General features: G+C 34.1%; 18 protein-coding genes. 12 read left to right on the forward strand and 6 right to left on the reverse strand.

The features are described from left to right. The first annotated feature begins 329 nt into the window (after positions 1-329). The 11 genes from C8C85_RS08290 to hflX all read left to right on the forward strand — a co-directional run bounded on the left by C8C85_RS08290 (position 330) and on the right by hflX (position 12527). A complete protein-coding gene (locus C8C85_RS08290) occupies positions 330-734 on the forward strand; it encodes a GNAT family N-acetyltransferase (protein WP_116798437.1) in 405 nt (134 codons plus the stop codon). 99 nt (positions 735-833) lie between these two features. Then, positions 834-2303: a lipopolysaccharide biosynthesis protein gene (locus C8C85_RS08295; RefSeq protein ID WP_116796650.1), complete on the forward strand. Its 1470-nt coding sequence runs from the start codon at positions 834-836 to the stop codon at positions 2301-2303. Between the two features lie 162 nt (positions 2304-2465). Further along, positions 2466-2900, forward strand: a complete 435-nt coding sequence (gene dut / locus C8C85_RS08300) for a dUTP diphosphatase (protein WP_116796651.1) — start codon at positions 2466-2468, stop codon at positions 2898-2900. Positions 2901-2969: 69 nt separating this feature from the next. Further along, positions 2970-3914 carry a tetratricopeptide repeat protein gene (locus tag C8C85_RS08305; protein ID WP_116796652.1) on the forward strand — a complete coding sequence of 315 codons (945 nt, stop codon included), beginning with the start codon at positions 2970-2972 and terminating at the stop codon, positions 3912-3914. Between the two features lie 43 nt (positions 3915-3957). After that, positions 3958-4968 (forward strand): sugar phosphate nucleotidyltransferase, encoded by a 1011-nt coding sequence (locus C8C85_RS08310; RefSeq protein ID WP_116796653.1) that lies wholly within the window; start codon positions 3958-3960, stop codon positions 4966-4968. A gap of 130 nt (positions 4969-5098) precedes the next feature. After that, positions 5099-6451, forward strand: coding sequence for a tetratricopeptide repeat protein (locus C8C85_RS08315; RefSeq protein ID WP_116796654.1), 1353 nt, complete (start codon positions 5099-5101; stop codon positions 6449-6451). Then, entirely contained in the window at positions 6451-7254 is an 804-nt protein-coding gene (locus tag C8C85_RS08320; RefSeq protein WP_116796655.1) for a DUF4292 domain-containing protein, read from the forward strand. The genes C8C85_RS08315 and C8C85_RS08320 overlap by 1 nt, the downstream gene beginning before the upstream one ends. 23 nt (positions 7255-7277) lie before the next feature. Then, entirely contained in the window at positions 7278-8510 is a 1233-nt protein-coding gene (locus C8C85_RS08325; RefSeq protein WP_116796656.1) for a murein hydrolase activator EnvC family protein, read from the forward strand. Between the two features lie 101 nt (positions 8511-8611). Then, positions 8612-10093, forward strand: coding sequence for a murein hydrolase activator EnvC family protein (locus tag C8C85_RS08330; RefSeq protein ID WP_116796657.1), 1482 nt, complete (start codon positions 8612-8614; stop codon positions 10091-10093). A gap of 77 nt (positions 10094-10170) precedes the next feature. Beyond that, the gene (locus C8C85_RS08335; protein WP_116796658.1) at positions 10171-10932 is read left to right on the forward strand and encodes a Bax inhibitor-1/YccA family protein; all 762 of its coding nucleotides are present in this window, start codon (positions 10171-10173) and stop codon (positions 10930-10932) included. A 350-nt stretch (positions 10933-11282) separates the two neighbouring features. Continuing rightward, positions 11283-12527: a GTPase HflX gene (gene hflX, locus C8C85_RS08340; RefSeq protein ID WP_116796659.1), complete on the forward strand. Its 1245-nt coding sequence runs from the start codon at positions 11283-11285 to the stop codon at positions 12525-12527. A gap of 45 nt (positions 12528-12572) precedes the next feature. On the opposite strand, the gene C8C85_RS08345 is transcribed toward hflX, so the two are convergent. From C8C85_RS08345 to C8C85_RS08370, 6 genes are all read right to left on the reverse strand, one after another. After that, on the reverse strand, positions 12573-13502 hold the full coding sequence (locus tag C8C85_RS08345) for a DUF3078 domain-containing protein (RefSeq protein WP_116796660.1): 930 nt from the start codon (positions 13500-13502) through the stop codon (positions 12573-12575). Positions 13503-13577: 75 nt separating this feature from the next. Further along, complete coding sequence (locus C8C85_RS08350; RefSeq protein ID WP_116796661.1) at positions 13578-14087, reverse strand: DUF2480 family protein; 510 nt, start codon at positions 14085-14087, stop codon at positions 13578-13580. 71 nt (positions 14088-14158) lie between these two features. Then, a complete protein-coding gene (locus tag C8C85_RS08355) occupies positions 14159-14482 on the reverse strand; it encodes an SUF system Fe-S cluster assembly protein (RefSeq protein WP_111408563.1) in 324 nt (107 codons plus the stop codon). Positions 14483-14486: 4 nt separating this feature from the next. Beyond that, positions 14487-14912, reverse strand: a complete 426-nt coding sequence (locus tag C8C85_RS08360) for a SufE family protein (RefSeq protein ID WP_116796662.1) — start codon at positions 14910-14912, stop codon at positions 14487-14489. Then, positions 14909-15340 carry a hypothetical protein gene (locus C8C85_RS08365; protein WP_116796663.1) on the reverse strand — a complete coding sequence of 144 codons (432 nt, stop codon included), beginning with the start codon at positions 15338-15340 and terminating at the stop codon, positions 14909-14911. Before C8C85_RS08365 ends, C8C85_RS08360 begins: the two co-directional genes overlap by 4 nt. A gap of 11 nt (positions 15341-15351) precedes the next feature. Beyond that, complete coding sequence (locus C8C85_RS08370; RefSeq protein WP_116796664.1) at positions 15352-16566, reverse strand: aminotransferase class V-fold PLP-dependent enzyme; 1215 nt, start codon at positions 16564-16566, stop codon at positions 15352-15354. A 184-nt stretch (positions 16567-16750) separates the two neighbouring features. Between C8C85_RS08370 and C8C85_RS08375 the strand changes: the two genes are divergently transcribed. Continuing rightward, the gene (locus C8C85_RS08375; RefSeq protein WP_116796665.1) at positions 16751-18097 is read left to right on the forward strand and encodes a serine hydrolase domain-containing protein; all 1347 of its coding nucleotides are present in this window, start codon (positions 16751-16753) and stop codon (positions 18095-18097) included. Positions 18098-18184 lie beyond the last annotated feature (87 nt).

Consider the following 18184-nt stretch of genomic DNA (forward strand, 5'->3'; position numbering starts at 1 on the left):
TTTTGAGGGAACAATTAGCTTTATAAACCCCTATGCTCTGTTTTTTTAAAGGTGAATCTTAGCTTTCACCTATGGCTGTTTTTAAAGGGAACAATAGCTTTATAAACCCTTATGCTCTGTTTTGTGGGGGACAAATTAGCTTTATAAACCCTTACTTGTATTTTGTTCTACAAATATCAGTCATTGGAAAGGTTTATGCAATACCCACTTTTAGTGATATTTCAATAAATTTTCTTTACTTTTTTGAATCGTTTCTTTTTGATTATTTTTGTCATATATTTTTAAATACCGATCAATTGAAAATCGTCGAACTTACCACCGTTCCAGAAATGCTCGCCCAAATCGAAGTGATGCAACATTTGTATCCCAAACTTACATTAGAAAAGTATCAATCTTACTTGCAGGAAATGGTTCCGCATAATTATAAACAAGTCGCGGTTTTTGAAAATGACACCTGCGTTGGACTATCTGGTTTTTGGACAGCAATAAAACTTTGGACTGGAAAGTATATAGAAATTGATAATTTTATTGTTCATTCTGAACATCGCTCTAAAGGAATAGGAAAAATGATGACAGATTACATTGACACTAAGGCTCGAGCGGAAGGTTGTACTGCAATTGTTTTGGATGCTTTCACCGGAAATTTCACAGCGCATCGTTTTTATTATAATCAAGGTTATGAACCTCGAGGCTTTCATTTTTTGAAAATGCTAAATGAAGAAGGATTAACATAATTTCATTTTCATTTTTGAAACTTTATTCAACAGCAAAACACAAAAAGTAACCAAAGAATTGGTTATTTTTGTTTTATAATAATTAACAGAAAATTCATTTTGGGATTATATAAAAAGCTTTTTAAACAAACGGCCATATATGGACTTGCCACAGTAATACCAAGGATGTTTAGTTTCCTTTTGGTGCCGCTTTACACTCACTTGCTTCCAAAAGAAGAATATGGTAAAGTATCCATCATTTTTGCTTGGATGATTTTTTTCAATGTCATTCTTGCTTATGGTATGGAAACGGCTTTTTTTAGATTTTATAATTCCGAAAAAAATAAAGAAAGTGTTGTAGAGACGACAACAGTTTCCATTTTCTGGTCCACAATTCTTTTTGTTTTTATAGCCTTATTGTTTCGAAACTCATTAGCGCTTTGGTCAGGAGTGGATACGCAATACATCACCTATTCCATTTGGATTTTAGCGTTGGATGCGTTAGTAATTGTTCCTTTTTCAAAGTTGAGAGCCAATCAAAGACCAAAGTTTTATGCTTTAATCAAAATTGGAAATGTAGTAGTCAATCTATCGTTCAATTTGTTTTTTCTACTCTATTTGCCAAGTATTTCGGTATCACAACCCGACAGTTTTTTGAGCTCCGTTTATATTGATAATTTCCAGATAGGGTATATTTTCCTTGCCAACATCATAGCCAGTTTTCTAACTTTTGTGGTGCTCTTTCCAGACTATTTTACAATAAAATGGAAATTCGATTACGAACTTTGGAAACGAATGATGCGTTATGGATTGCCCATTATGGTTGCCGGAATTGCTTTTGCGATTAACGAGCAGTTTGACAAAATTCTTTTGGGTAAATTATTACCGGCCAATATTGCAGCTGAGCAAGTAGGGGTTTATTCTGCCTGTTATAAATTAGGACTTTTTATGGTTTTGTATAGAACCGCTTATACGTTAGGAATTGAGCCTTTCTTTTTTAGCCATGCCTCCAACGAAAATGCACAACAAACCTACGCAACAGTTACAAAATATTTTGTCATTTTCGGATCTTTTATTTTATTGACCGTAATCGTATTTGCCGATCTTTTAAAACAGATTATGATTCCAAATTCTTCCTATTGGGAGGCAATGAAGGTGGTTCCGCTTATTATTTTGGCTAATTTTTTCTTGGGGATTTATACCAATCTTTCCGTTTGGTACAAGCTCATCGATAAGACTTATGTTGGTGCCTATATTTCCATAGTTGGAGCAGTGGTAACCTTGATATTAAATTATTTATTGATTCCAAAATACAGTTATTATGGTTCGGCTATTGCCACCATTTCGGCTTATGGAAGCATGATGTTCATTTCCTATTATCTCGGAAATAAATATTACCCAATCCCTTACGACAAGAAAAAAATTGTTGGTTACCTTGGTTTATCAACAGGTTTTTCATGTATTTCTTTTTATGGTTTTAGCGGTAATTATTTTATTGGGATATCACTTTTAGCGGTATTTATGGGCTTCATATATTATAACGAAAAAGAAACACTTTTACGAATTTTAAAACGACCGACTAAAAATTAGGAGCTATTCCTGCTATTCGTTGCAAACGAAGTTCACTGAACTCCTATTAAAATAAAAACAAAGTGAAGTAATCTTTTCTTTTTTAAAGAAAAAAAGAAAAGGATTTCCACTGCTATCGGGGCTAGGATATTCTATAATCAACATATTTTATATTAAAAAATAATGACAATAAACATCATCAACAAATCACAGCATGCATTGCCAAATTACGAAACCATTGCTTCAGCAGGAATGGATTTAAGGGCAAATTTAACTCAATCAATAACCTTGCAACCCTTAGAAAGAACCATTGTGAAAACAGGTCTTTTCATTGAATTGCCAATTGGTTATGAAGCTCAGGTTCGTCCAAGAAGCGGATTGGCAGCCAAAAACGGAGTAACCGTTCTTAATGCTCCCGGAACAGTCGATGCCGATTATAGAGGCGAAATAGGAGTAATTTTAGTAAATTTATCCAATGATCCATTTGTTATCGAAAATGGGGAACGAATTGCCCAACTTATTATTGCCAAACACGAACGAGCTGAGTGGATTGAAGTTCAGGAATTAACGGAAACTTCAAGAGGAGCAGGTGGATTTGGAAGCACGGGCGTGAAGTAGTTTGCAGGAGTCAGTAGGTAGTATTCAGAAATCAATTAGTATAAATTATAAACAAACAGCTATCAGCTTATGAAAAAAATCTTCAATGGAATTTTATTTTTAGTTGTACTATCCAGCTTTAATTTTAACTATGCGCAAGATTCAATTGATAAAAAAATACTTGACGAATCTTGTAGTTGTATAAAAAAAATAAAATACAACATTGAAAAAGCTAGTAAAATAGATTCTATTAATAGCTGTATCACTCAGAGTATAATTAATTCTCAAAGTGAAAAACTTATTAAAGATCTATCCAAAATGATGGATACTTTAAAATGGAATAAAAAGGATACCACTTATGTTAGTGGAAAAAATTTAGAAATTATTGCTGACAAGGATTTTGATAAAATTCAAAAAAAATTGTTCCTAGACTGTCCGAATGTGAAAGAATTAATGATGTCAAATGACAAGGAATCTGAAAATTCTATTTCAAATAAGAAAAAAGCAAAAGAATATTACCATGAAGGACAGAAATATGATTTAAATGAGCAATATGATTTGGCAATAGTTCAATATAATAAAGCAGTCAAAAGCGATCCGGATTTTGCTTTTGCTTGGGATAATATGGGATTATGTTATAGAAAGTTAAACCGATATGAGGAAGCTATAAAATGTTATAAAAAATCTTTGGAAGCAGATCCAAAAGGAACTATGCCATTACAGAATATGGCTGTGGCTTATGATTATTTAAAAGATTATAAATCAGCTTCTGAAACGTATTTGAAGATTATAAAAAACAGTCCTGAGGACGCTGAAGGCTATTATGGAGCAGGAAGTGCCTTTTTTTCAAATCAAGATTATGAAAATGGATTGGATTATATGTTTCAAGCTTATATACTTTACAAGAATACAAATTCACCATATATTCATGATTCAGAAACATTGATCGGAAATTATTATAATTTTTTAAAGGAGAAAAACCAAATTGATTTATTTAATAAAGTGGCAAAAAAATATAATATTCAGATAGAATAAGAATATTCGTTTCAATAATTTTTGATTTAAAATAACCAACCATATGAAAATAATAGTACCAATGGCAGGACGTGGATCACGCCTTCGCCCACATACATTAACAATACCTAAACCTTTAATCCCAGTTGCCGGAAAACCTATCGTACACCGTTTGGTCGAAGATATTGCTGGTGTTTTAAATCAGGATATTGAAGAAATTGCTTTCATCATTCATGAAAATTTTGGAAAAAAAGTAGAAGAAGACTTAATTGGAATTGCCCAAAAGTTGGGAGCCAAAGGGACTATTTATTATCAAAATGAGGCACTTGGAACGGGACACGCCATTATGTGTGCCAAAGATTCTTTGAGCGGACCAGCTGTTATCGCTTATGCCGATACTCTAATTCGGGCTAATTTTGACTTGGATAAAGATGCCGACAGCGTTATTTGGGTAAAACAGGTAGATCAACCAGAAGCTTTTGGTGTGGTAAACTTGAATGAGGTAAATGAAATAATTGAATTGGTTGAAAAGCCAAAAGAATTTGTTTCGGATCTTGCCGTTATCGGAATTTACTATTTTAAAGACATTGCCGTTTTAAAAAATGAACTTCAACTAGTCTTGGATAATAACATTATTCACGGAGGAGAATATCAAATTAATGACGGAATAAAACAAATGATGGCCAAAGGCATGAAATTTGTTCCAGGAAAAGTAGATGAGTGGATGGATTGCGGAAACAAAGATGTTACCGTAGAAACAAATTCCAGAATGTTAGGATTTCTTCACAGCGATGGAATTAATTTGGTGGATCCATCAGTTAAGTTAGAAAATTCGACCATTATTCCACCTTGTTATATTGGGGAGAATGTGATTCTAATCAACGCTACAGTTGGTCCAAATGTATCATTGGGTGATGCCTGTCATGTACAAAATAGTACAATACAAAACAGTTTGGTACAAACACATTCACATATAAAAAATGCCAATTTAGACAATGCAATGATTGGAAATCATGCTAGTTTTGATGGAAAATTTACGAATGTAAGCATTGGCGATTATTCGGTTTTAGAATAATTTAAAGCATATATTTAAAAATATCAAGCAGCATTATTTAAGTTTTTATTATGCTGCTTTGTTGTTTTTTTAATTTATTTTGCAAAGGAGAACAATACTGTTGATTTTGTTCTCAAAGAATTCTTTTTCAATGAAAAAAAAATGGACTTTCATATTCGCTTTTTCTGTTTTGCTAAGCAATACTGTTACGGTATTGGCACAAACAGAACCTGAGGAAATTAAGGTGGAAGGAGACAAATTTCAAGATTTTTTCTATGAATCCATTTTTCAAAAAAGTATCGAAAATTATGATAAATCATTGGTCGCATTGGAGCAATGTTTAAAATTGAAACCCAATGATGCGACCATTTATTTCGAAATGGGGAAGAATTACCAATATTCCAAAGATTACAAGAATGCTTATTCCTCTTATGAGCACGCCGCTCAAATAGACCCCAACAATAAATGGTTTTGGGTAGGTTTATACGATGTGTGTTATGAAACCAAAGATTTCAATCAAGCCATAATCTTTGTCAATAAAATAGTCCCTTTCGATGCAGAATACAAAGAAGATTTGGTGTCGCTTTATATGGTAACCAAACAGCACGACAAGGCTTTGGCGTTAATTAATGAGTTGAACGAAAAGGTAGGGAAGACAGAGAGAAGGGAAATGTATAAAATGGAAATCTTGTCTGAAGGGAAATATCAAAATTCGGAGATCGATAATTTAAAAGAGCAAATTGAGAAAAATCCGAAAGAAGAATCCAATTATATTGCTTTGATATTTTTATATTCAAACAATAATGATGAAGATAAAGTACAGGAAGTTGCCAAGAAGTTAGAAAAAGAAATTCCAGAATCGGTTTGGGCTCAAGTGAGTTTATTCAAAAATTATCTCGATAATAACGATGGTGCCAATGCAGTAAAATCAATGAATATGGTTTTGGCAAGTTCTAAAATTGATTCCAAAATAAAGCACCGAATTCTGAACGAGTTTTTGCTTTTCGCCAATGTAAATCCACAATTTGTGCCTGATTTGGATAATGCAATCGGATATTTTAAAAATGATCCATCCGTAAATGTAGCCAAAGAAATAGGCAAGTTTTATCACAATAAAAAACAATGGGAAAAGGCAATTAAATATTATGACCTATCACAGAAAAACAGTTCAGAAGTTGATTTGGAGACCAATTTGCTTTGGCTCCAAGCCAATACCGAACTCAAACAGTTTGAACCCGTAGTCAAAAAAGCCATGGCAATGATTGATAACTATCCTGCAGAACCCCAGTTTTATTATTATGCGGGTATGGCAAATAATCAGTTGCAATTGTTCAAGAAGGCCAAAGATATTCTTGAAATGGGTTTAGATTATGTTGTCGAAAATAAAAATTTAGAAATCAATTTCAATATTCAACTCGGAGAAGCCTATAATGGTTTAGGCGATGCAACCAAAAAGGAATTATATTTCAATAAAGCCAATCAATTATTAAAAGAAAAAAAATAATGAATCGATTTCTAGTAAGAGTACTTTTTGTTTTTATGGTTTGCGTAGGTAGTTCGCTTACGTTGGTGTCCTGTAAGGCAAAGGCAAAAGTGGTGAATGAGAGTAAAAGTACAGATACGAATCGCATGACAGCAGAGCGAATTATAAAAAATTACTATGCCAACAAAAACGATTTTAACACATTATACATAAAATCCAATGTAAAATATAGCGACGATAAGCAAACTCAAAATTTAACTGCCGAAATTAAGATTAAAAAGAACGAACAAATTTTGGTAAGCATTCGTTTTCTAGGGATTACTATGGCCAAAGCCTTAATAACTCCAACTTCAGTAAGTTATTATGAAAAGCTTAATGCCAGTTATTTCGAAGGTGATTTTAGTACATTGAGCAAATGGCTAGGAACGGATTTGGATTTTAATAAAGTGCAAAATATCTTGGTTGGACAAGCAATGGATGATTTAACCAAAGGGAACTACAAAGATTCCTTAGTTGACCAGACATATCGATTGGAAAATATTTTGAATGAGAACACCAAGAAATATTTCTTTTTAGACAAAGATAAATTTCTATTAAACAAGCAAGAGATTACTCAGTCGTCCGAAAACAGAAAGATAGAAGTGTCTTATTCGGATTATAAAATGTATAATGAATCACCAATTCCATCAGATATTGCCATTAATGCCGAACAGGAAAAAGGCAAAACAGAGATTAATTTGGGGTACAGTACTATAACCATAAATGAAGAACTTACTTTTCCATATAGTGTTCCAAATGGTTATAAAAGGATTTTAATTAAGTAAATTTGAACAAATATAATTGTAAGATGCGAAAATTTCTCTTAGGCCTGTTTTTGTTATGCACTACCTCAGTAATGTGGGGACAGGAATCGCAACAAGAAAAACTAGAAAAGCGTAAAGCCGAAATTCAACAAGAAATTTTGGATAATGAAAAGTTACTGCAGACGGTAAAGAAAAAAGAAAAGTCGGCTGTCAATGTGATTATTTTGCAGAGCAATAAAATAAAATTGAAAGAAAAATTGATTCGTACTACTGAGAAACAAACGAAGATTCTTAGTAATGATATGTACATCAATCAAATGAAAATTAACAAGTTGAATAGGGAGCTGGCTATTCTTAAAGAAGACTATGCTAAAATGATTGTGAAATCATATAAAAGCAGATCAGAGCAAAGTAGAGCCATGTTTTTACTGTCATCTGAGAATTTTTTACAGGCTTACAAAAGGGCTCAGTATATGAAACAATATACGAGTTACAGAAAAATGCAAGGGGAGGAAATCAAATCGAAAACCAATGAACTTTTGGGTTACAATGAAAGATTGAATATTCAAAAAGCAGCCAAAAAGAAATTGTTAGTTGAAAACACCAAAGAAAAATTGTCTCTTGAAAAAGAAAAGAGAGAACAGCTGAAGTTGGTGAATTCAATCAAAAAAGACAAGAAAAAAATCACCGCGGAAATTAAAAGAAAGCAACAGGAATCGCGAGCTATCGACCGTCAAATCGATCGTTTAATTCGGGAAGCCATTGCCGCGGCCAATAGAAAAGCAGCGAGCGAAAACCCAAATGCTCCTGTAGCAGCCTACACTTCTTCAAAAATTGTGTTAACGGCCGAATCCAAAATACTGGCAGATAATTTTAGGGCCAATAGGGGAAAATTACCTTGGCCTGTTGAAAAAGGTTTCGTGTCACTTCCATTTGGAGATCAACCACACCCAGTTTATCCAAGTCTTGTGATTCATAATAGCGGAGTGGAAATTACCACGGAACAAGGTGCAAATGCAAGAGCCGTTTTTGGCGGAGAAGTAACTAGTGTTATCGTTTTGTCTCCAGTGAATAAAGCGGTAATGATTCAGCATGGAGATTGCTTCACGGTATATCAAAATTTAAGTTCTGTTTTTGTGAGCAAAGGAGAGAAAGTAAATATCAAACAAAGTTTGGGAAAAATAAGAACCAATAGCGAAGGAAAAACAATCTTGAAGTTCACTATTTCACAAAACACAACCTACAACAACCCTGCATCTTGGTTGTACAATATGTAGTTTTCGTAAGAGCAAAAGCAGCACCAGTTTATTTGCAAAAATAAATTAGTGCTGCTTTTTAATAAAATCATTCATTAAGTTTGCACCTTATATAATTTGCGATGTTAAAATATTTTCTAAGTTTTATTTTTCTAATAACAACAGCTCTAACTTGGAGTCAAGACAATCAAAAAAAGTTAGAAGAGCGTAAAGCCAAAATTCAAAAGGAGATTCTAGAAAACGAAACCAAACTTCAAACGGTAAAGAAGAAAGAAACAACGGCGACCAAAGCGATTGTCTTACAAAGCAACAAAATCAAACTTAAGGAAGAATTGATTGCTACTACCGAAAAACAAACATCACTTCTAGGAAATTCGATAGTTGCCAATCAAGCGCAAATTGCAAAATTGGAAAAGGAACTACAATTGCTCAAAGAGGATTATGCCAAAATGATTGTTCAATCCTATAAAAGTCGTTCCGAAGAAAGTCGTGCTATGTTTTTGTTGTCATCAGAAAGTTTTTTACAAGCTTATAAAAGGGCTCAGTATATGAAACAATATACAAACTATAGACACATGCAAGGACAAGAAATAAAATCCAAAACGAATGTGCTTTATACTTTTAATGCCAAATTGGATGTTCAAAAAAGTGCCAAAGAACAACTCATAGCCGAAAATGATAAAGAACGGTTGTCTTTGGAAAAAGAAAAGCAGGAACAATTAAAACTGGTGGAGTCTTTAAAGAAAGACAAAAAGAAAATTATTGCCGAAATAAAGAAAAAGCAACAAGAGGCTAAAACGATAGACAGAAAAATCGATAAATTAATTCGCGAGGCCATCGCTGAAGCCAATAGAAAAGCAGCTAGGGAAAAAGCGGAAAAACTAGCGAAAGAAAAAGCTAAAGCCGATGCAATAGCAAAAGCTAAAGCCCAAGCAGCCGCTAAAGCTATTGCCTTAGAAAAAGCCAAAGCAATAGAAAAGAAAAAGGAAATCGAGAAAGCCAATGCATTAGCTGCAGCGCAAGCAAAAGCCAATTCGAAACCAAAACCAAAGCCAATTCCGATTCCGAAGGAAGTTGAAAAAGCCATTGCTCAGGAAGTGCCAGTCGTTTCGAAGGAAACATCAGTCACTCAACAAGCTGTAACTGTTTCAACCACAAAAATGGATTTATCTCCTAAAGATAAAGTGGATTCGGATAATTTTAAAGCGAATAAAGGAAAATTGCCTTGGCCGGTCGAAAGAGGATTTATCTCTTTGGGTTATGGTGATCAATTCCATCCGGTGTATAAAGAACTTCAAATCCACAACAGCGGATTGGAATTCACCACCGATTCCGGTTCCAGTGCCAGAGCCGTTTTTTCTGGGGTAGTTACGAGCGTTATTATTATTTCACCCGTAAATAAATTGGTGATGTTACAACATGGTGATTTTTTTACCATATATCAAAACTTGAGTTCGGTTAATGTAACTAAAGGAGATAATGTGAGTATAAGACAAAGTTTGGGGAAAATAAAAACTAATGGTGACGGGAAAACAATTTTAAAATTTGCTATTACCCAAAACACGACTTACACCAATCCGAGGTCATGGCTAGCGGGCAAATAGCAGAAATAAATTAATAAAATTTAAACATTCTTCTAAAAAATATAAATTATATTTGATAAAACTTAAATTTGAAAACTATGAATTCGAATAACCCTTTTTTAAACAACAAAACATTTTCAACTGCTGTTTCAAGAAAAGACGACGTGCATCAGGCCACTGTTATTGATGAGAATCAAGACATGACTTTGGCGGGAACCATCAATAGAAGTTTAATTCTTTTTTTATTGCTTATTGCTTCCGCAACGGTAATTTGGTGGGCCACTTTTAATGGTCTGAATCCAATAGTTCCTGCATTTGGAGGCGCTATAGTTGGATTGATTTTAGTTGTAATCTCAGCATTCAAACCTCAATATTCTCCTTATTTAGCGCCGGGTTATGCCCTTTTTGAAGGATTGTTCATCGGTGGAGTTTCAGCTATTTTTGAAGTTCAGTACCCAGGAATTGTAACACAGGCAGTTGGAGCTACTTTTGTCACTTTTGCTGTTTGTCTAGGTTTGTATAAATACAAAATTGTAAAAGTAACCGAACAATTCAAATCGGTTGTTGTTGCAGCGACATGTGCAATTGCCACTTACTATTTAATTTCTTGGTTGTTCTCCATGTTTACCAGTTTTACGCCTGTACATTATGGAAACTCTATGATGAGTATTGGAATTAGTGTATTTGTGATTGTAATTGCAGCATTAAACTTGTTCTTGGATTTTGACAGAATAGAAAAAGGAGTTGAGCAAAAAATGCCAAAATTCATGGAATGGTACGGAGCAATGGGTTTAATGATAACGCTTGTGTGGTTGTATATTGAATTTTTAAGATTGCTATCCAAACTGTCCAAAAAATAAGATTCAATAATTATTTTATATAACGATACCCTTCAGAGATGAAGGGTATTTTTTTTGGACTGATCTCACAGATTTTATTGACATCCAGATTTCGATTATTAATTTTTGGAGCAGAAAGATTTGGCATTTTTTGCCAGCATTAGTCCCGTTATTCGTTATAATCTCGTAAGCCGAACCCCGGCTTACAAGGATTTCCACTTCTATCGGAGCTAAAGGGAGTTATTCTGTTTTTTTGTCATCATTCAAAAAAGGAAAACAGGAATAATCAAATTGAGTTTTTTATAGATTTATAATGGTATTAAAGGGATTGTAGCCATCAAATCATTAAATTTGTATTCTTATTTAAAGACATGTTAGAAAAAGAAACAATAAATTTCGAAAAAACGGCTATTGTTGGTATTGTTACTCAAAACCAAAGTGAAGAGAAACTCAATGAATATCTTGATGAATTGGAGTTTTTGACATTTACCGCAGGAGGTGAAGTGGTGAAACGTTTTTCGCAAAAAATGGAACGTCCCAATCCTAAAACTTTTGTGGGGACAGGAAAACTGGAAGAAATTTGTCTTTTTGTAAAAGAGAATGATATATCGACTCTCGTATTTGACGATGAATTATCACCTTCTCAACAAAAGAATATTTCCAAAATAATTGACTGTAAAATATTAGATAGAACTCACCTTATCCTTGATATTTTTGCTCAAAGAGCTGAGACCTCTTACGCCAGAACTCAGGTAGAATTGGCACAATGCCAATATTTATTACCGAGGCTTTCTGGAATGTGGACTCACTTGGAACGTCAAAAAGGTGGTATTGGAATGCGTGGACCTGGAGAAACTGAGATAGAAACGGACAGACGTATAGTACGTGATAGAATAGCGTTATTAAAAGAGAAGATTAAAACCATTGATAAACAAATGGGAGTGCAACGCAGCAATCGAGGTGCGATGGTTCGTGTAGCTTTGGTAGGATATACCAATGTTGGAAAATCGACTTTGATGAATGCTGTTGGGAAAAGCGATGTATTTGTAGAAAACAAACTTTTTGCGACATTAGACACTACCGTTCGAAAAGTGGTTATCAAAAACTTACCTTTCTTGTTATCGGATACGGTAGGGTTTATTAGAAAATTGCCAACTCAATTGGTAGATTCGTTCAAGAGTACATTGGACGAAGTTCGTGAAGCCGATTTGTTATTGCATGTTGTCGATATTTCACATCCTGAATTTGAAGATCATATCGAGTCGGTAAACCAAACTTTACTGGATATTAAGGCTCATGATAAGCCAGTAATTATGGTTTTCAATAAAATTGATGCCTACAAACATTTGACGATTGACGAAGATGATTTAATGACTGAAAAGACACCAAGACATTTTACGCTTGAAGAGTGGAAACAGACTTGGATGCACCGATTAGGTGAACAGAATGCCTTGTTTATTTCGGCAACACAAAAAGAAAATTTCGAAGAATTTAGGGAGCGTGTCTACGAAGCTGTTCGTCAAATTCACATTACCCGTTTTCCATACAATAAATTTTTATATCCAGATTATAAAGATGCGGTGGAGAAGGAAGAGAAAGATGAAGATAATGAATAAACAAAAAGACCTTTTAACAATTGTTAAAAGGTCTTTTTGTTTGTGCTAAAAATTATAATTCAGTCCTACACCAAATACTTCTTTGGTTTGGAAACCAGCATAGGCGTCATCATCATAAATGGCTTGAAAATTTAGATTGGCCGACAGTACTTTGTTGATTTTCATCACTATAATTAAGTTGTAATTGATGTCAATATTTTGTGGATCTTTTAGATAATTAGAATATAAATTCAAAAGATTTTCGGCAGTAACGTTTTCCATTATCGTGAATTTATAATAAGCTGTTGCATTAAAACCTAGCTGATAAAGCATACTTTTGTTCGCATCAACTCCAAAATAATCACCATCCACATATCCAGGAATGGAAGTATAGCCACTGTCTACAAATGTAAATTTGGAGGTTAATGGCGCTAAATTTATTTTGAAATTTTCGGTTTTTTTCCAATACATTCCTGGACCAAATAGTAAGTAGCCTGGTGACATAAAATTGGTGTGTTCTTCTCTTATTTCGGCACCATTGACATCATTGGAATATAAGTACCCTTTCGTAAATTGGGTCCTAAAATTTACCAGAAACGAATAATACCAGTAGCTTTTTGTTTTTTTGGCTACTATGGAATTGATTTCGACCTGATCATCCGTTTTCTTTTCAAAATTGGAGTTTTGTGTTTGCAATAAACCATAGGAAGCTAGAATTCTATTTTCCCATGAATAATCGTCTTTTTTATAATCGATTTTATAATCAAGTCCTAGATTTCCCGAAAAGCTATTTTCGCCTCCGGCAACCCAGTTGTTAAAGTTGGCTTGGTTAAAAAGAAATGTAACTTTCCCGGTTGACTTCCAACCGTTCGGGATAGTGTCTTCTATTTTTTTGGCTGCATCTTCTGTTTTTTTGATTAGATCTTTTTCAGAAGATTGTGCACGAAGCAGTGTTGAAAGGGGAAGTAGACAGACTAACAATATGATTTTTTTCATTGTAAGAGTATTAGTTCTAATACAAATATAATAAAAAGAATAAGTCGCTATAATTCAACAAGTTAAAAAAATATGTTATTTTTTTGCCGATTTGTATAAAGGGACAGCCGAACAAGCTTCTCCATACATTATGCTTCTGGCGTAAGGTTGCAGGTATTGTGCCGCCAAGACATAAGCTCGCATAGGAACTGGTTTTCTCGAGCAGCCTTTTATGATAACAGGCTTATCCTGATAAGCGCTGTAATCGATTTTTGGAAGCAACTCATCATACAAAGCGGAGTCTAAATCTTCCATATAACCATTTACAATTTTCTTGGCATAAGGAGCCAAATGCATAGTCACTAAGATTATCGCCCACTTTGGGATAATGGCATCGGTACCACACGAAACAGCAACATATTGATCTTGATATTGTGACCAATCCTGATTGTTGAGCTGTTCCCTAAAGTCTTTTTCTTTTAACAAAAAACCTTCAAAAAGCCATTGTGAAATATCGATTTGCACACGAGTTCCTGCTGGATAATAGTCTTCAAGATCGAAAACTTCCAGAACACTATTCGCTACTTTATTGATTATTTCTTCCATCTGAAAAGTTTCAAGTTTAAGGTTTCAAGTTTGTGGCTGAGTAACCTGAAACTTGAAACCTGAAACAAATTTTACAACATCCCTAATTCTAATTTTGCTTCTTCGCTCATCAAGTCTTTGCTCCATGGCGGGTCAAAAGTGATTTCGACTTCAGCATCTTTTATATGTTCGATTGATTTTACTTTTTCCTCTACTTCTCTAGGTAAACTCTCTGCTACTGGACAGTTTGGTGAAGTAAGGGTCATTAATATTTTTACTTCATAATCGGTATTTACCATTACGTCATAAATCAATCCTAATTCGTAAATATCAACTGGAATTTCTGGATCGTAAATGGTTTTTAATTTTTTTACGATTGATTCTCCTAATTCTGCGGTGTTTATTTCTTGTTCCATAATTTTAGTTTTTTCTCTGTGCATCAAATGCCAATGCGTACATTTTAATATTTTTTATCATCGAAACCAAACCGTTCGCTCTTGTTGGTGAAAGATGTTCTTTCAAACCGATTTCATCAATAAAATCCGTATCTGCGTTTAATATATCAATTGCTTTTTGGTTTGAAAAAGCGCGGATTAAAATGGCGATTATTCCTTTGGTCAAAATAGCGTCACTATCGGCCGTAAAAACAATTTTATCATCGTTTTGTTCACCTTGCAACCATACTTTGGATTGACATCCTTTGATTAAGTTATTGTCAGTTTTGAATTCCTCCTTGATTAAAGGAAGATTTTTGCCTAAATCAATAATGTATTCATAACGTTGCATCCAGTCGTCAAACATGGAGAATTCATCTATAATTTCGTTTTGTATTTCTTTTATTGTCATTCTACTTTTTTTGAAAAGGATAGTATTGTGTTTACTAAGTTCTTTATTTTTTCAGGAGGATATCCATTATCGAAAGTCTGGCTTTCATAGGTTTTTCCTTTATAGGTTATTTTCAAATTAGCCATTGCCGCTCCATCATGAAAACGCTTTTCGGTAGGTGCTTTCAAACTCGGAATTTCCTCCAGATTTACTTTTTGAAATTCATTTATCAAAGCATTCAATTCGGCATCGGTGAGAGAGTTTGAAACAGGTTTTTCATCTCTTGTTTTCGTTACGGACACTTTTTTATTTTCTATAATGGTGCTATTATACAATCCTCTTGAATTGGCCGTGTACTCAATTTTTGCGGAACTAAAATCCATATTATTTTGGCTTTGGCAGTTTTTTCCAAGTATTAGCGTCAAAAACAAGAGTGTTATAATTTTCATACTTTTTTATTTTAAGATAGCATCATTTGGGCTTTTTTCACTGCTTCGACCATTAAATCAATTTCTTCTTTAGTATTGTAAAAAGAAAATGAAGCTCTTATCGTTCCAGGAATACCAAAGAAATTCATAATCGGTTGCGCGCAATGGTGACCTGTTCTTACGGCGATTCCCAATTTGTCAATGATGGTTCCAATGTCATACGGATGAATACCATCGATGTTAAATGAGACTACCGAAGTTTTTGCTTCAGAAGTACCAAAAATTCGCAACCCGTCGATTTCTAATAATCGTTTTGTGGCATGATCCAATAATTCCAGTTCTTGCTTTTGAATGTTTTCAAAACCAATTTCATTCATATAGTCAATCGCTGTTCCCAAAACAATTCCGCCAGCAATATTGGGTGTTCCTGCTTCAAATTTATGTGGTAAATCGGCATAAGTAGTTTTTTCAAAAGTAACCTCTTTGATCATTTCGCCACCACCTTGATAAGGAGGAAGTTTATTCAACCAAGCTTCTTTTCCGTATAAAACTCCTGTTCCTGTTGGCCCACACATTTTATGTCCCGAAAAAACATAGAAATCACAATCTAAAGCCTGAACATCTGGTTTTAAATGTGGTACAGCTTGTGCACCATCAATTAAAATTGCAGCTCCAACTTCGTGTGCTTTGTCAATCATATACTTGATTGGATTGATAGTTCCCAATGCATTCGAAATATGGTTAACCGTTACGATTTTGGTTTTTGGAGAAAGCAGCTTATCGTATTCACTCATTATCAATTCTCCATTTTCATTCATCGGAATGACTTTGAGTGTGGCTCCTGTTTTTTCACACAACATTTGCCAAGGCACAATATTGCTGTGGTGTTCCAATGCTGAAACCAACACTTCATCACCTGGTTTTAGAATCGAAGCAAATCCATTGGCCACTAAGTTAATACCAAAAGTTGTACCCGAGGTAAAAAGTACTTCGTGAGCGAATTTGGCGTTAATATGGTTTTGCACTTTTGCACGGGAAACTTCATAAGCATCAGTCGCCAATTGGCTCAATGTATGAACTCCTCTATGAATATTGGCATTGATTTCTTGATAATAGGTTGAAATTGCATCAATAACCACTTGCGGTTTTTGCGAAGTGGCTCCGTTATCGAAATATACTAAAGGCTTTCCGTTAACTTTTTGTGATAGAATTGGAAAGTCGGCTCTTATTTTCTGAATATCTAGCATTTCTTTATTTAGAATTTTTCTAAATACAAAAGTAATACAATTGATTTAGTTTTCTAAGCAACAATAGTTAATAATTATAAAAATAGTACGAAAGTGAAGGGTGTTGTTACTAAAGTGAGAAGGAATTTAGTTGTTTGAAGTTAGTATTACTTTTTTTACTAAATTGGTAGAATTATCTTTCATTATGAAAAAGTATTTTAAAATAGGTATTCTTATCTTTTCTCTGTTTTTGGTTTATTTTGGTTTTGCCAATTATCCCAAGCTAGAATTGATATCTGGATTTTCGGCTAAAAGCGTCGCTTCTGGACATTTCATTGACAATCGTTCATTGGATGTTATTGAAAAAAGCGACAATGATTTTGATGTGATAGGTTGGGCTACCAATGAAATCAATGAATCAGGAAAATTTGCAACAGCGAATGTGTTAGGTTTAAAAAAGCGAAAAGCAATTTACAGGGAAGGTTTGGGTGCGACATTAATCGATGATGCTTTTGATGTTACGAAACCGTATGAAATTCCGAAAAGAACTAAATTAAATAATAAGCTTCCTTTTCCTTATGGAGATTTAGCACCCAAAGACACGGTTTTTGAAAATGTGAATTATACCAAATTGAATCAGGTTGTTGCCAATGCATTTGATGCCAAAGGAAATAATTATAAAAGAACACGCTCAGTTTTGGTTATTTATAAAGATAAAATCATTGCCGAGAAATACGCTCCCGGTTTTACAAAAAAAAGTGTTATTCTGGGTTGGTCCATGACCAAGAGTATTACGGGGACGCTTTTTGGAATACTTGAAAAACAAGGACGATTTAACATTCATAAACCGGCTCCCATAGCCGAATGGCAAAATGACAATCGAAAATACATTACGACTAATGATTTATTGCATATGAATTCAGGTTTGGCATGGGATGAATATTATGACAGAATCTGTGATGCAACAAAGATGCTTTTCCAAGCCGAAGATATGACTCGGTCACAATTGCTAAAACCATCCGTTTTTAAACCAAACACACATTGGAATTATTCTTCTGGAACAACCAATCTGCTTTCAGGAATTTTGCGGAAGCAGTTCAAGACACACCAAGAATACTTGGATTTTTGGTATTCGGCATTGATTGATAAAATTGGAATGCATTCGATGCTTGTAGAAACAGATATGGCGGGGAATTATGTTGGCTCGTCTTATGGTTGGGCAACAACTCGTGATTGGTCAAAGTTGGGTTTGTTGTATTTGCATAAAGGTAATTGGAATGGAGAACAATTATTTGATCCCAGTTGGGCAAAGTATGTTTCGACTCCCACAGATACTTCACACGGAAGATATGGAGCACAATTTTGGCTTAATGCAGGAAACCATTTTCCAAATGTTCCCAAAGATTTGTATTATTGCAGTGGTTTCCAAGGGCAAATGGTAGCCATCATTCCGTCGATGGATTTAGTCATTGTAAGAATGGGTTTGACAGAAGAGCCTCAATTTGATTTTAATGGGTTGTTGAGTGGAATTGTGTGGAGTGTGAAGAAGTAAAAATATGGGAAGAAAAAATTTTTAATATCATTTCTATTAATGTTTTTTGGCTTTGTTTTTAATGCTTTGGCTTGGTCAACAATTATT

Origin of the sequence: Flavobacterium sp. 103 (assembly GCF_003096795.1) — a bacterium.
GTDB lineage: Bacteria > Bacteroidota > Bacteroidia > Flavobacteriales > Flavobacteriaceae > Flavobacterium.

Bases quoted from the DNA above. Each gene is read 5' to 3' on its own strand.
- C8C85_RS08290 (WP_116798437.1), top strand. From the start codon at position 330: ATGCTCGCCCAAATCGAAGTGATGCAACATTTGTATCCCAAACTTACA.
- dut (WP_116796651.1), top strand. From the start codon at position 2,466: ATGACAATAAACATCATCAACAAATCACAGCATGCATTGCCAAATTAC.
- C8C85_RS08305 (WP_116796652.1), top strand. From the start codon at position 2,970: ATGAAAAAAATCTTCAATGGAATTTTATTTTTAGTTGTACTATCCAGC.
- C8C85_RS08310 (WP_116796653.1), top strand. From the start codon at position 3,958: ATGAAAATAATAGTACCAATGGCAGGACGTGGATCACGCCTTCGCCCA.
- C8C85_RS08315 (WP_116796654.1), top strand. From the start codon at position 5,099: ATGAAAAAAAAATGGACTTTCATATTCGCTTTTTCTGTTTTGCTAAGC.
- C8C85_RS08320 (WP_116796655.1), top strand. From the start codon at position 6,451: ATGAATCGATTTCTAGTAAGAGTACTTTTTGTTTTTATGGTTTGCGTA.
- C8C85_RS08325 (WP_116796656.1), top strand. From the start codon at position 7,278: ATGCGAAAATTTCTCTTAGGCCTGTTTTTGTTATGCACTACCTCAGTA.
- C8C85_RS08330 (WP_116796657.1), top strand. From the start codon at position 8,612: ATGTTAAAATATTTTCTAAGTTTTATTTTTCTAATAACAACAGCTCTA.
- C8C85_RS08335 (WP_116796658.1), top strand. From the start codon at position 10,171: ATGAATTCGAATAACCCTTTTTTAAACAACAAAACATTTTCAACTGCT.
- hflX (WP_116796659.1), top strand. From the start codon at position 11,283: ATGTTAGAAAAAGAAACAATAAATTTCGAAAAAACGGCTATTGTTGGT.
- C8C85_RS08345 (WP_116796660.1), bottom strand. From the start codon at position 13,502: ATGAAAAAAATCATATTGTTAGTCTGTCTACTTCCCCTTTCAACACTG.
- C8C85_RS08350 (WP_116796661.1), bottom strand. From the start codon at position 14,087: ATGGAAGAAATAATCAATAAAGTAGCGAATAGTGTTCTGGAAGTTTTC.
- C8C85_RS08355 (WP_111408563.1), bottom strand. From the start codon at position 14,482: ATGGAACAAGAAATAAACACCGCAGAATTAGGAGAATCAATCGTAAAA.
- C8C85_RS08360 (WP_116796662.1), bottom strand. From the start codon at position 14,912: ATGACAATAAAAGAAATACAAAACGAAATTATAGATGAATTCTCCATG.
- C8C85_RS08365 (WP_116796663.1), bottom strand. From the start codon at position 15,340: ATGAAAATTATAACACTCTTGTTTTTGACGCTAATACTTGGAAAAAAC.
- C8C85_RS08370 (WP_116796664.1), bottom strand. From the start codon at position 16,566: ATGCTAGATATTCAGAAAATAAGAGCCGACTTTCCAATTCTATCACAA.
- C8C85_RS08375 (WP_116796665.1), top strand. From the start codon at position 16,751: ATGAAAAAGTATTTTAAAATAGGTATTCTTATCTTTTCTCTGTTTTTG.